The 12,847-nt window shown below is 69.3% G+C and carries 10 protein-coding genes; 5 read left to right on the top strand and 5 right to left on the bottom strand.

The genetic code is table 11. The features are described from left to right. Positions 1–19: 19 nt before the first annotated feature. The 4 genes from A3CE_RS0110445 to A3CE_RS0110430 all read left to right on the top strand — a co-directional run bounded on the left by A3CE_RS0110445 (position 20) and on the right by A3CE_RS0110430 (position 6,128). The gene (locus A3CE_RS0110445; protein ID WP_245589483.1) at positions 20–394 is read left to right on the top strand and encodes a hypothetical protein; all 375 of its coding nucleotides are present in this window, start codon (positions 20–22) and stop codon (positions 392–394) included. 146 nt (positions 395–540) lie between these two features. Continuing rightward, entirely contained in the window at positions 541–2,973 is a 2,433-nt protein-coding gene (locus A3CE_RS0110440) for an ATP-binding protein (protein WP_245589787.1), read from the top strand. A gap of 228 nt (positions 2,974–3,201) precedes the next feature. Then, on the top strand, positions 3,202–5,091 hold the full coding sequence (locus A3CE_RS0110435; protein ID WP_245589482.1) for a hypothetical protein: 1,890 nt from the start codon (positions 3,202–3,204) through the stop codon (positions 5,089–5,091). Beyond that, a complete protein-coding gene (locus tag A3CE_RS0110430; RefSeq protein ID WP_020640029.1) occupies positions 5,088–6,128 on the top strand; it encodes a C40 family peptidase in 1,041 nt (346 codons plus the stop codon). The genes A3CE_RS0110435 and A3CE_RS0110430 overlap by 4 nt, the downstream gene beginning before the upstream one ends. Positions 6,129–6,273: 145 nt before the next feature. Here A3CE_RS0110430 and A3CE_RS0110425 read toward each other — a convergent pair whose 3' ends face one another. Together A3CE_RS0110425 and A3CE_RS0110420 are read right to left on the bottom strand one after the other, a co-directional pair. Further along, positions 6,274–6,885, bottom strand: a complete 612-nt coding sequence (locus A3CE_RS0110425) for a LuxR C-terminal-related transcriptional regulator (protein ID WP_043792132.1) — start codon at positions 6,883–6,885, stop codon at positions 6,274–6,276. A 23-nt stretch (positions 6,886–6,908) separates the two neighbouring features. After that, positions 6,909–8,126 (bottom strand): sensor histidine kinase, encoded by a 1,218-nt coding sequence (locus tag A3CE_RS0110420; RefSeq protein ID WP_026468346.1) that lies wholly within the window; start codon positions 8,124–8,126, stop codon positions 6,909–6,911. A gap of 19 nt (positions 8,127–8,145) precedes the next feature. Between A3CE_RS0110420 and A3CE_RS0110410 the strand changes: the two genes are divergently transcribed. Then, positions 8,146–9,380 (top strand): IS3 family transposase gene (locus A3CE_RS0110410; protein ID WP_245589481.1). Its coding sequence is split into 2 segments (ribosomal slippage): positions 8,146–8,425 and positions 8,425–9,380, totalling 1,236 coding nucleotides; the frame shifts between segments, so codons are not numbered across the junction. 123 nt (positions 9,381–9,503) lie between these two features. On the opposite strand, the gene A3CE_RS0110405 is transcribed toward A3CE_RS0110410, so the two are convergent. The 3 genes from A3CE_RS0110405 to istA all read right to left on the bottom strand — a co-directional run bounded on the left by A3CE_RS0110405 (position 9,504) and on the right by istA (position 12,599). After that, complete coding sequence (locus A3CE_RS0110405) at positions 9,504–10,268, bottom strand: hypothetical protein (protein WP_020640024.1); 765 nt, start codon at positions 10,266–10,268, stop codon at positions 9,504–9,506. Between the two features lie 88 nt (positions 10,269–10,356). Further along, complete coding sequence (istB, locus tag A3CE_RS0110400; protein WP_020640023.1) at positions 10,357–11,130, bottom strand: IS21-like element helper ATPase IstB; 774 nt, start codon at positions 11,128–11,130, stop codon at positions 10,357–10,359. Then, positions 11,127–12,599, bottom strand: coding sequence for an IS21 family transposase (gene istA, locus A3CE_RS0110395; protein WP_020638426.1), 1,473 nt, complete (start codon positions 12,597–12,599; stop codon positions 11,127–11,129). The genes istB and istA overlap by 4 nt, the downstream gene beginning before the upstream one ends. Between the last annotated feature and the right edge of the window lie 248 nt (positions 12,600–12,847).

The raw sequence follows: 12,847 nt of genomic DNA, 5'->3' as shown, positions 1-12,847 counted from the left end.
TCCGCGGATGTTCGGGCGGATGCCCGGCCGCGATGGCGGCTACTTGCCCGGTGGCCCGTACACCGTGACCCAGGGCGCGTTGTTCCTGGTTCTGCTGGTCGTGGTGTGGAAGCTGCCGCTGCTGGACTGGCTCGGCCCCGCCCGCTGGGGGCTACCGCTGTCCGCGGTGTTCGTCCGGAGGGCCCGGATCGAGTCGCGCACCCCGCTCGGCTGGTTGGTGGGCCTCGGCGCGCACCTCCTCGCTCCGAAGTCCGGCACTCTCGGCCGCCACGCGTATCGGCCTGCGCGACCGGAGCGGACCCGCGCCGCGCTCTACGTGCATCTTCGCGCCGAGCTCGAGGAACCGCCTGTGTCGTCGCTGCAGCTGGTTTTGGCCCAGGCTCGGGAGCGGTGATGGACAGCCCGGTGACCGACGTTGCGGGGAACCTGCTGTTCTGCGTCGACGGCTCGACCTGGGCGGTGTGGCGGGTACTGCCGCACGAGAGCGCCCGCTCCGCGGGACGGCAGCTGCGCGAGCTGTACGACCGCACCGTGACGCTGATGAAGTCGCTCCGGGGAGAGGTGATGATCGCGTCGCTATGCGAGCAGGTCCAGGCCCACGCGATCGTCCAGCGCTGCCTCGACGGCATCGACCTGGACGCCAACCCGCACTGGGCCGAGACCGTCCACAACGCCTGGGACCAGCTCGACACTCTCGATGTCCTCGGCCGCAGCTACTGGCTCGCCAAGCCCCTGTCCGGGCACGGCTGGAGGGAGTCGGCCCAGGCCATGCTCCGGGCGACGAGCGCAGCGCTCGCCGAACAGCTCGGTCTCCCGGCCCGGCCAGCGTCGGTAGCCGCGATCGCGGCCGGTCGGGCGCGGGCACGCGTCGCGGCGCAAGAGCTCGGCGGTTCCGTTCCGCTGCGGCAGGCGACGGAGGCCGAGCTGCTGTGGTGGCTCTGCCGCGCCCCGGTCCGCGGCATCGATGAGCCGCAGCTCGACCGCGCGACCGCGGTGCACAACACGGGTGTCACGGTGCGGCGAGGGAGCGGGCGCGCGCGGCTGACGGTGCTGCGCTCGTGCGTGTTCGACGAAGGCGGTCGCACCGACCCGGCCGAGGATCGGGCGGGCTGGGGGCCACTGGGGCTGTTGAACCGCCGGTTCCTCAAGTGCGTGGCCCCGCATGACGACGGCGCCGTCACCAGCTATCAGGCCTACCTCGTGCTGGCTGAGATGCCTCGGGCGTTCACCTTTCCCGGGCACGAGATCCTCGCCCGGCTTGCCGACATCGGCTTTGGCGTCGACTACGCGCTGCGGATCACCGCTCGATCCAACGAGGAGGCCCGCGCGGCCAACCGGCGCCGCACCCGGGACCTGATGAGCCAGGACGAGGAGCACGCCGGCGACACCGCGGGTGTCCCGGCCGATGTGGTCTCGGCGCAGGAGGAGATCCAGCACAAGAACGCTCGCCTCGGTGCCAGTTCCACTGAGATCGACCTGGAAGTCGGCGTTGTCGCCGGCGTCTGGGGGCAGACCGCTCGCGATGCCGACGCCCGGGCCAAGGCGCTGCGGCAGGCGTTCCTGGGCGGGGAGTACCGGTGGGAACGGCCGCTGGGTGGGCAGCGGCAGCTGTATCAGGCGCTGCTGCCGGGGAGCCGGACGCCGATGGTGGTGCGCGAGTGCAGCCAGAATCTCCTCGCCACCGACGCGGCGATGTTGCTGCCGGTGTCGGCGACCGACTTTGGCGACCCCGCCGGGGCGCTGTTCGGGTTGACCGTCGACGGCGGCGCCATCGCGCCGTTTCTGCTCGATCCGACCTACGGGCCGACCCATGACTCTTCCGGCGGGATCGCGGTGATCGGCGAACTCGGCGCCGGGAAGTCGGTGATTCTGAAGAACGTCGCGGCGGTTGTCCGGCTGATGCTCGACGGGCGGGTGATCGTCATCGACCGCACCCGTAGCCGGGAATGGGCACCGGTCGCCGCCGCGCTGCCTGGTGACGCGCAGATTGTCGACATCATCGACCCCAGCCTCGACGACCGGCCCGCCGCGGCCGAGCTGCAGCACTCGTGCGATCCGCTGCGGGTCTTCCGCAGCGCCAGCAAGTCGAGCACCGGGATCGCCGAGACGTTCTTCGCGTCCTGGCTCGACCTGGAGTCCAACTCTGCCGAACGGGACGCGCTCGGCCGGGGACTTGATGACGTCAGTGGTCACCCGGAGGCATCCAGCAATCGGCTTGTCGACACGCTCCGGCGACACGGTGGACGGGACCCCGCGGCTCGGGCGCTCGCGGATCGGCTCGAGCGTCTGCGGCGTGACCCGATCACCCGGCCGATCTTCGATCCGGAGCTGTCGCCGGTTGATCTGTTCGGCGCCGACATGGTTGTGTTCTGCACCAACGAGATCCCGTTGCCCAGCGCGCTGGAGATGAGCAACGAACGGATGGCCGCGCGGATCCCGCCGCGCAAGCTTTTCGGCCGCGCCTTCCATCTGCTCATCGCCGCGATCGCCAAGGAAATCTGCTTCACTCCGGGCCGGTGGGGCGAGTTCATCTGCGACGAGGCCTACAACGTCACCGGCACCCCCGAGGGCCAGCAGATCGCGCTCGAGTTCGTTCGCGACGGCCGCAAGCACGGCGCCGACGCCGCTTTCGGCTCGCACGCCCCGCAAGACCTGGGTGATGACGTCTTGCGAGGGCTGATCGCCGTGCGGTTCCTCGGCCGCCATCGCGACAACAGCCTTGCCCGCAGCGGTCTGGCGTGGCTCGGCGTCGACCCCGCTGACATCCGCTACCACGAGATCGTCACCAAGGACCTCTCCCCGTTGAACCCGGCCGGCGGCGAAGACGAGCGCCGGGCCCGGGCGGGGGAGTTCCTCGTGCGCGACCACGCCGGTCGCGTTGGCAAGGTCAAGGTCGTCACCCAGCCGTACCGCGTGCTGCCGAACGCCGTCCTGACCACGCCGTCCGTGACCCGGGGCCACCAGGCGCATTGAACGTCCCTCCGCCGGCCGTGTCTCAACAGGACACGACGAGGCTGGAGGCGACTGCCGATGAAGTGCACGGCCGGCGGGACTCGCGTTCTTGCGCTCGCCACGGTGATCGTCCTCATCGGACTGATCACGCCCCACGCCGCGACGGCGCAAACGCTTCTGCTGCCAGCAAACCCGCCGGAGCCGAACACTTCGCGCCCACAGAACCCGTGCGAGCCTTATCCGACGTGCTTGTGGCTGCCGGGAGATAAACCAGCGCCGCAGCCGGATCCGGACGCGCCGCCACTGCCACTGCAGGACGACCCTGGTCACCATGTCCACCTCGGCGGGATCTTCAGCATCGACGACGGCTACGGCCGCGACCTGCACAACTACGACCTCTTCGCCAACCTGCCCGGCCTGCTCGACAACCCGATGCCGACGATCTGGCTGTGGCTGGGCAACATCGGCTTCGCCGTCGGCAAGTACGCGGTCGGGTTCTCGGTCTGGTTCACTGAATGGGCCGCCTCCACCCAGGTCTTCGACTGGATCAAGGCCCCGGCCCGCGACCTCGAAGGCATCTGGCAGACCTCGGTCATCGGCGACCTGAAGCTCCGCGAGATCGCGCTGCTCGTGGCCACCTGCTACCTCGGGCTCTTGTTCGCGCGAGGCCTGACTACCCGGGCATGGCGGGAAACCGCGTCGACCATCGCGGTCAACGTCCTCGCCGTCGCGATCATCACCCACCCCGTCGACGTCCTCGTCGGCGACGACGGCGTGCTGTCCCTGTCCCGCGATCTCGCCGCCGACGTCTCCAGCGTCGTCATGGGACAGGAGCCCGGCGGCACCGGGAACCCTGCGGCGCCGATCGGTCAGGCGTTCATTGACAACCTGCTGATCACGCCCTGGGAGACGCTCAACTACGGCACGCCGATCAGCCGGGTCAAGGGCATCGCCGGCGCCTGCCAGTACTCCGTCAAGAAGGTCCTCGACGACGGTCCCTGGTCGGGCAAGGACGACAGCACCAAGGCCCGCGAACTCGACGGCTGCCCCGGCGACTACGGCAAGTACAACGAGGTCGCCGACGGCGACCGTACCCTCGGTGCCTGGCTGTACGCGATCGCGATGCTCCTGTTCGCCATCCTGGTGATCTGCCTGAACGCCGTGCAGGTCTTGGCGCCGTACCTGCTGCTGTTCGAAGGGCTGCTGCTTGCGCTCGCGTTGGTTGCCGCGCTGGTGCCCTCGATGCAGCACCAGCTCGCCTACCGGGTCAGCTCGATCGCCGCCACCATCGCCCGGCTGCTGGCCGGCATGGTCTTCCTCGCCGTCATGACTGTGCTGCTGCGCACGCTCATGCTGGCCGATCTCGGCCCGCAGCTGGTCCGGTTCGCCGTCATCGACCTCGTTGTCTTCTCCGGGTTCCTCTTCCGCAAACGCCTCGCCGCGAACCTCCAACGGGTCCGCGGCCAGGTGAGCTCTCGGCTGCAGCGGCTTGGCCGGCCGCGCCAGGCTCCGAAGGCGTTGCCGACGCCGGTCGTGCCCGCGGGTCCGGATCGGCTCGCCCGGACGGTCAAGGCCGGGACGTCGGCGTTTGCCGAGACCTTCGCGCCGGTCGGTCGGCTCAAGGAGCGCCTGGTCACCGCGGGCCGCGCCGGCGGGCAGGCCGGGGGACAGGTGCTCAAGTACACCGTGGGGGCTCCGGTCTCGTGGCCGCAGGCAGCTCAGCGTGCGCAGACGGCGCTCACCGCCAAATCCGGTATGGCCAAGGCTGCGCTGGCTCGCCGTACCGAGGCCGCGAAGACCTACGCCACCGCCTACGCCGGAAATGTCGGGACAGCGACCGGCGCGCGACCCGCGTGGCAGGCCGCCACCCCCGTACTCACCGCACTCAGCGACCGCTCACGTAGGCAGAAGCCAGCAGCCTCGACGTACCTCGGCGCGGAGATCGCCGGAGCGACGCCGCCGGCCACCGGGCGGAAACCGGCGTTCACCGGCACCGACCTCGGGGCCGCAGCGCGCGGCCGCGGCTTCATCACGAAACCATCGACTGAGACCTTATTACCTCCCGCGATGCTGCCGCCGCCCGTCTCGTGGGCGCAGCGGCTGCGCGATCGGCTCGGCGACGCCGCCGGCCGACGATGAACCCGCTGCTCGCCCTGCGAGCCGCCGAGATCGCCCGAGACCAGCTCCGCGAACACCCGGCCCGCTGGGGTTGTCTGGCCGCGCTGCTGCTGTTCGGCCCGCCTGCCGCCTGCGTGGTGATCGTCGTCGTCCTGCTCGCGACGCTCGCCGGGGCCGGCGACTCGAGCTCGGCCGCCGCGCCGAACGGCGGCACGGTCGGGGACATCCCGGCCGACTACCTCGTCCTCTACCGCGAAGCCGCCCAAACCTGCCCCGGCCTCGACTGGACGATCCTCGCCGCCATCGGCAAGATCGAAAGCGACCACGGCCGCTCCCAGCTACCCGGCGTCCACAGCGGGGAGAACAGCGCCAAAGCCGGCGGCCCGATGCAGTTCCTCCAGCCGACATTCGACAGCGTCGTCTCCCGCCACCCACCACCGCCCGGCGGCGCACACCCGCCGTCCCGGTACAACCCGCACGACGCGATCTACGCCGCCGCGGCCTACCTCTGCGACTCCGGAGCCCGCGACGGCCGCGACCTGCACGCCGCGATCTTCGCCTACAACCACGCCGAGTGGTACGTGAAGAAGGTCCTCGCACAGGCGGAGAAGTACACCTGCGGCGCGGTACAAGCATCGAACAGTGCCGCCCAGGCCGCGATCACGTTCGCCTGCGATCAACTGGGCCTGCCGTACGTCTGGGGCGGCAACGGCCCCGAGTTGACTGAACTACCGAATGGCCAGACCCAGGTCAGGGGTGGGTTTGACTGTTCGGGGTTGACGAAGGCGGCGTACGCGGCAGCCGGGATCCAGATACCGCGGACGGCGCAAAGCCAGTACAACGCGGGTCCTCGTGTGCCTGCGGGGCAGCCGGTCTTGCCGGGAGACCTGGTGTTCTTCGGCTCCGGGTCGAGAGCGGTGACGCATGTGGGGATCGCGGTCTCGGCCGAGGAGATGGTCGATGCACCGGATCGGGGTCTGGTGGTTCGGGTCGAGCGGATCTGGCGGTCGAACTTCGTCGGCGCGGCGCGTCCGGCCGCAGTCCAGGCCGGCCGATGAAACCGGGTCACTCCATTTGGATCTACTCATGTACGGATATGAGGACGTCCACCGTGACCCTGTCGAGGTGAGGGGGTGGTGGCTGGGGATGCACGCACAGTTCGCCGCTCGCGTGCCGTTTGCGCCGTCGCTGGCTCGGGTGTGGTCAGCTTCGCAGGTAGGTCAGGACGGCGAGTACCCGGCGGTGGCCGTCGGCCTCGGGGAGGTCGAGTTTGGTGAAGATGTTGCCGATGTGTTTGGCCACCGCGGCGTCGCTGATTTCGAGCGTTCGGGCGATGGACAGGTTGTTGTGTCCTTCGGCCATCTGCCCGAGCACCTCCCGTTCCCGTGTGGTCAACCGGTCGAGTGGGTTGGTCGTGCGTGGGCGGTTCAGCAACTGCCGTACCACGTCGGGGTCGATGACGGTCTCGCCGGCCGCGACCCGCGATACCGCGTCGGCGAAGTCGGCGATCTCGCCGATGCGGTCCTTGAGCAGGTAGCCGACTCCGGCCCGTCCGGACGGGCCGAGCAGTTCGGCGGCGTACGCGGTGGCCGCGTACTGCGACAGCACTAGGACCGCCGCGCTCGGGTCGCCGGCGCGTAGTGTCACCGCGGCACGCAGCCCTTCGTCGGCGAAACCGGGCGGCATGCGGACATCGGTGATGACCAGGTCGGGTCGGTGCTCTCGGGCGGCCGCCAGCATCGAGTCACCGTCGCCGACCGCCGCCACCAGGGTGTGGCCCAGTCCTTCGAGCAGGCTGACGAGTCCGGCCCGCATGAGCGTGGCGTCTTCGGCAAGCACTATTCGTAGCGACACGGCAGGTCGATCCGCACTGTGGTGGGTCCTCCTTGTGGGCTGCTGATCTCCAGGGTGCCAACCACGACGGCCACTCGGTCGGCCAGCCCCCGCAGGCCCGTGCCCAGTGACGGATCAGCGCCGCCTTTACCGTCATCGACGATGGTCAGCGCCAGCCGTTGCTCAGCGAGCCTGCCACTGATCCGGATACGCGTGGCCTCAGCGTGTCGTACCGCGTTGGTCAGGGCCTCCGAGACCACGAAGTAGGCGGTGGACTCGATCTCGGGCGGCAGCCGGCCGGGCAGGTCGAGGTCGACCTCGACCGGAACCGGACACCGTTCGGCGAGTTCGCGTACCGCCTCGGCCAGCCCGAAATCGGTGAGGATCTGAGGATGGATGCCGCGGATCTGGTCCCGGAGGGCCGTGAGTGCCAGCCGAGCCTGCTCGTGGGCCTCGCCGACGAGGTCACCGGCGCGTCCGTCCGCGTCGGCCAGCTGCCGCTCGGCCAGGCCCAGCTTCATCGTCAGGAGCACCAGATGTTGCTGCGCGCCGTCGTGCAGGTCTCGCTCGATCCGACGGCGCTCGGCCTCGAACGAGCTGACCAACCGGCTGCGTGACCCGGCCAGCTCGTCGACCTGACGGTTCATCTCGGTGCCGGTGGGCGCGAGCAGCCACTTGGCGAAGGCTGCCTGGGCACCGCCGAGCACGCTGATTCCGTACAGGGTGACCACCGTCGCGGGCACCCCGGCCAGACCGGCGACGGCGCACGCCTGCCCGACGGTCTCGACCGTCCAGGTGCCCACCGCGAAATGGACGTTCGCGCCCAGCCCGACCAACAGCGGCAGCGCCAGCAGGGCGAGGCAGATGAACAGGACGATCACGGCGGCGAGGTCGAGGAGCGCAAGCACCGACAGCAGGCATGCGCAATAGCCGAGTTCGCGCCAGGTGGCCGCCTCGGTCACCCGCAGCCGCACCCACGCCCAGCCGCTCGGGGGCGCGGGTGCGTGCGGGTCGGGGATCGCCGGCGGCTCCAGGAAGCCGAGCCGGCGGCGCTCCAGCGCCCCGATCGGTATGCCGACGAGCAGCAGCAGCGGCGGAAACAGCAGCAGCGGCACGAGGGCCAGCCAGGCGATCGAGATGACCGCCACGCTACTGACCACGTAGGCCAGGCTGCGCCATGGCCATCGCGACTGTCCCGCCCCGGGTTTGATGGAGACATTCAAGCCTGGATGATGAGGACTGATGGCCCCACCGAAGAAGTACCCAGACGAGCTGCGTGAGCGGGCGACCCGGATGGCCGTGGAGGCGCGGCGGGATCCAGCGGCCGCGACCGGGGCGATCAAGCGGATCGCCGACCAACTCGGGATCCACCCCGAGGCGCTGCGGACCTGGGTCAAGCGCGCGGAGACCGACGCCGGGGACCGGCCGGGCACCACGAGCGGTGACGCGGAGCGGCTCGCTCAGCTGGAGCGGGAGAACCGTGAGCTGCGGCGGGCGAACCAGATCTTGAGGTCAGCGGCCAGTTTCTTTGCGGCGGAGCTGGACCGTCCGTCGCGATGAAGGTCGAGTTCGTCGACTCCCAGAAGGAAGAACACGGTGTCCAGCCGGTCCTGCAGGCGCTCAAGCAGACGCCCGCCGAGATCGCACCGTCGACGTACTACGCGGCCAAGTCCCGCCCGCAATCGGCCCGTACGGCACGAGACCGGGAGCTGACCGCGACGATCAGGCGGGTACACAAGGACAACTACGGCGTCTACGGGGCGCGGAAGGTGTGGAAGCAGCTCAAACGCGAGGGCGTCGACGTGGCCCGATGCACGGTCGAGCGACTCATGCGCGAGAGCGGACTGCGTGGCCTGCTGCGCGACAAGTCTCCGCGCACGACACGGCCGGCGGCGGAGACCAGCAGGCCCGCTGACCTGGTGGAACGTGACTTCACGGCCACGCGTGTCAACGAGCTGTGGGTCGCGGACATCACCTACGTGCGCACCGCCGCCGGCTGGGTCTACGCGGCGTTCGTGCTCGATGTCTTCTCCCGCCTGATCGTCGGCTGGCAGGTCGCCACCAGCCTCTACACCGAGCTCGCGCTGGACGCGCTGCAGATGGCGATCTGGCGCCGCCAGGCCGCCGGCGCGGACCTGACCGGGCTCGTCCATCACAGCGACCGCGGCGTGCAGTACCGGGCAGTGCGCTACACGCAGCGCCTTGCCGAGGCTGACGCTGTCGCATCCGTTGGCAGCAAAGGAGATTCCTACGACAACGCGATGGCTGAGGCGTTCAACTCGTTGTACAAAGCCGAACTCGTCCGCAACCGCGGACCATGGCGCGGTATCGACGACATCGAGATCGCCACCGTCGAGTACATCGACTGGTACAACAACCGACGCCTGCACGGCGAACTCGGACACGTACCGCCCGCCGAGCACGAAGCACTACACGCGATGACCCACACGGTCACCGCAACCCTGGAAACCAGTTAATCCAGTCTCCATCAAACCCGGTACTTGACACGACAGGACGAATCGGACGGGGTTGCCCGCCATCGCCTGCCACACGCTCGTCGCCACGGTCACGACCCTATGACGGAGCTGGAGGAGCCGGTGTCAGCCCGCACCGATGACGTCCAGCAGCGTGGTGGCGGGCTCGAGCGCCGAGAGTGCACTGCCCCCTGCCAAGAGGAGCAGCAGGCATGCGGTCAGGGCCGTGATGACACCGAGTGTGCTGTGCATGAATTTGACGCGGGTGGCGCCCGGGTCGCCGGTGATACGCCGCTTCCAGAAATGGGCGCTCGCCAGGCCGGTTGCCACCATCAGCGTGGCGGAAATCGCCACCATGACCCAGTGGTATCGCTCGATTTCGCCGAGAAGTACCGTCAGCGCGGGGGAACCGGCATGCGGGCCGGCCGATTCCGTCAGCCCTTCGTGCATCTCACTCAAAACCTGTGTGAGTTTTCCGTCGGTGGTTGTCCCGGGTAGCAGCCCCAGCAACGCGACCAGCGGTACGGCCGTCGCCTGGATGTTCGCCATCAACGCTCCCGTGGCGAGAACCGTCGACACGGCTGCGGCCGTGGCGGCCGCCGCGTACCAGGGCCGGGCTCGCAGGTATCTCCGCCACAGCGCGGTGGTGAGCAAGGCGAAGACAATGACCGACAACGCGCTGATCGCCACCTTGATCGCATGCCATTGGAACCAGTAGTCGACCAGCGTTGTCAGGCGGGCGGGGAACACCGGAGTTCCGCTTCGCCAATACTCGACGAGAGCACTCCCGAAGGCGTCCTGCAGTTTCGCGTAATCGTAAGCCCCGAAGGTTGGCCTCAGGAGGGCAGCGGGGGCAAGCACGAATGCTGCCACCAAAGTGTCAACGGTCATTGGGAACTCCGGGCGGGCGGACAGCTGGTCTGCGGGCTGGCGGACAGTACTTGTCCGGGCTGATGGACAGCGGTTCTCCGGATCTTGGTTAGGTCAAGGGGACCACCCCCTTGCCCGCGATGGCTTCGGCGAGGCGGTGGCTGTCGCCTTTGGTGGTGACCAGGTGGGCGTGGTGCAGTAGCCGGTCGACGGTGGCCGTGGCGAGGGTTTTCGGCATGATCGAGTCGAACCCGCTGGGATGGATGTTGCTGGTCACCGCGATCGAGCGGCGTTCGTAGGCGGCGTCGATGATCCGGTAGAACGCCTCGGCGGCGTCCTGCCCGGCGGGCAGCATCCCGATGTCGTCGACGACGATGAGGTCGCAGCCGCAGATCCGGGAGATCGTGCGGGCCACCGAGCCGTCGACCTTGGCTTTGCCGACCGCGGCGGTCAAGGTTTCCAGGGTGAACCAGGACACCCGCATGTCGTTCTCGATCGCCGAGTGCGCGAGGGCTTCCACGAAGTGCGACTTCCCGGTGCCCGACGGCCCCGCGACGGCCAGGTTCTCTTGTCTTCCAATCCATTCCAATGTGGACAGTGAGTTCTGGGTAGCCTCGGAGATCGAGGATTCCTCGGCGCGCCAGGAGGAGAACGTCTTGCCGGTGGGGAAGTTCGCGGTCTTGCGCCGCATCCGCCGGGTCGCGGCGCCGCGGCCGGTGACCTCCTCGCCGAGCAGGACGCGCAGCACCTCGGCGGGATCCCAGCGTTGCGCCCGCGCGGTGGCCAGGACGTCGGGTGCGGCTTTGCGCAGGTAGGGCAGCCGCATCCGGCGCAGCACCAGGTCCAGTTCCTCAGGCAGGGCGGGGGCTTTGGGGCTGCTCACTGGCCGAACACCTCCCAGCCGCTGGTGCCCGGTTGCGCGGAGTGGGCCTCATCGGCCACCACCACGTCACTCGGCGGCCCGGAGGAGGTCAGGTGGTCCAGGATCGAGGCGAGGTCGTCCTCGGCGAACCGGCCCGCGATCGCCGCCAGCCCCAGCGCGTCGTCGACCCGGCCGGCATCCAGGATCGCCGCCAGTTCCACCGCGCGGGCCATCTTGACCCGGATCCGGGTCACCCCGGTCGCAGCGGCTTCGACCAGCCACCGGCGAGCACCCTCGCCGAGGGCGAGGAACGCGACCTCCTCCGGAGTGCGTGCCCTGACCTTCGGCGGGCGAGGCAGATTCCCGCCCGGATGGTGCGGGTAGTGCGCGTCGTCGATGCGCGGAGAACCCGGAGTGGACAGCACATGCCGGGCGATCTCGGTCAGCCCGGCGGTGGTGTCGCCGACGATGACCAGCTCGTCGCCGGTGACGCGGGCCCAGACCTTGCTGCCCTGGTGCCCGTCGGGGGTGGAGTAGCGCACCGACCCGAACCGGATCGTCTGGTCATCGTCGACCAGGCGCTCCTCGCCGAGGGCGATCGCGTGCGGTTCGGCGGGCAGGACGTGCAGATGCTGCAGTTCGGTGGCCAGCCGGACATCCGGAGCGGCCCCGGTCTCGCGGTGGGTGCGGGCGTTGACCCGCTCGCACCACTCGACACACGCGTCCGCCAGGTCGGCGAACGTCGAGTAGGCGGGCAGCAGGTTCGCCGTGGTGGGCACCAGGTCCGCCTTGGCGATCTTGACGGTGTGCTCGGCGCCGCCCTTGGACTCGGGGTCGAACGGCTCACACGTTTCGACTTTGCAGCCGTAATACCGGCCCGCGGCGACGATCTCAGGGTGACGTACCGGCACCCCGGCGACCCGGTCCATCGTCACCGTCCGGGGGTTGTCGGTCAGCAGATATGTTGGTGCGCCACCGATCCGACGCAACGTGGCATCCACACAGGACACCAGAGTGCCCAAGGTCTGGTCCCATGCGGGCAGCACCACGCGGAAGCGCGACCACGACAGCCACGCGCAGAACAACTGCGTGCGCCGCCCGCCGACTCGAGGGCCCTCACCCCAGTCGAACTGCATCCACATCCCCGGCTCCGGGGTCCACGGCCGGTACTTGCGGCGGTGGCCGGCCTTCCACGCTGCTTTCGCCTCGGCGACCGCGCGTCGGGTTGTGCGGTCGGTGCCGGTGAACCCCATCGCGACCAGCCGCTGATGCACCACATCGGCGCGGACCCGGCCCTGGGAGTTCGCCACCAGTTCCTCGATCTTGCCCAGGAACGGGTCGATCCCACGAGCCCGCCGCGCCGGGGTGAACGGGTCACCACCCGCGTCGCGGATCGCGACATAACGGGCGACGGTCTTCTCATCCACCCCCGCCAGCTCCGCTGCCGAGTGCGCACAGCGTGTCAAATCGAACGCTTCCAAGATGTCCATGATTTCCCTGTCAGACTTGGTCAAGGGACTCCTCCGGCCGCACGGGCGGGCAACTGATCAGCAACCAGAGCCAACCCCGCCGGAGGGGTCCCTACCTGCATTGATGTCAGGCGTGTCCCGGAGATCTCATGTCCATCGACCCGGAGATTTCATGTCCGCCCACCCGGACCGAACTGTCCGCCCACCCGGATTTTTTCATGTCCGCTGGCACAAAGCTGCGGCGGCCGCCAGCAGCAACCCGATCACGG

Origin of the sequence: Amycolatopsis balhimycina FH 1894, from assembly GCF_000384295.1 — a bacterium.
GTDB classification, from domain to species: domain Bacteria; phylum Actinomycetota; class Actinomycetes; order Mycobacteriales; family Pseudonocardiaceae; genus Amycolatopsis; species Amycolatopsis balhimycina.
The sequence above is the reverse complement of the archived record's forward strand: the minus strand, read 5'-3'. Positions and strand labels throughout refer to the sequence as shown.

Excerpts from the sequence above, each read along its gene's own strand:
- A3CE_RS0110425 (WP_043792132.1), bottom strand. The coding sequence starts at position 6,885 with ATGCGGGCCGGACTCGTCAGCCTGCTCGAAGGACTGGGCCACACCCTG.
- A3CE_RS0110405 (WP_020640024.1), bottom strand. The coding sequence starts at position 10,268 with ATGACCGTTGACACTTTGGTGGCAGCATTCGTGCTTGCCCCCGCTGCC.
- A3CE_RS0110440 (WP_245589787.1), top strand. The coding sequence starts at position 541 with ATGAAGTCGCTCCGGGGAGAGGTGATGATCGCGTCGCTATGCGAGCAG.
- A3CE_RS0110430 (WP_020640029.1), top strand. The coding sequence starts at position 5,088 with ATGAACCCGCTGCTCGCCCTGCGAGCCGCCGAGATCGCCCGAGACCAG.
- A3CE_RS0110445 (WP_245589483.1), top strand. The coding sequence starts at position 20 with ATGCCCGGCCGCGATGGCGGCTACTTGCCCGGTGGCCCGTACACCGTG.
- istA (WP_020638426.1), bottom strand. The coding sequence starts at position 12,599 with ATGGACATCTTGGAAGCGTTCGATTTGACACGCTGTGCGCACTCGGCA.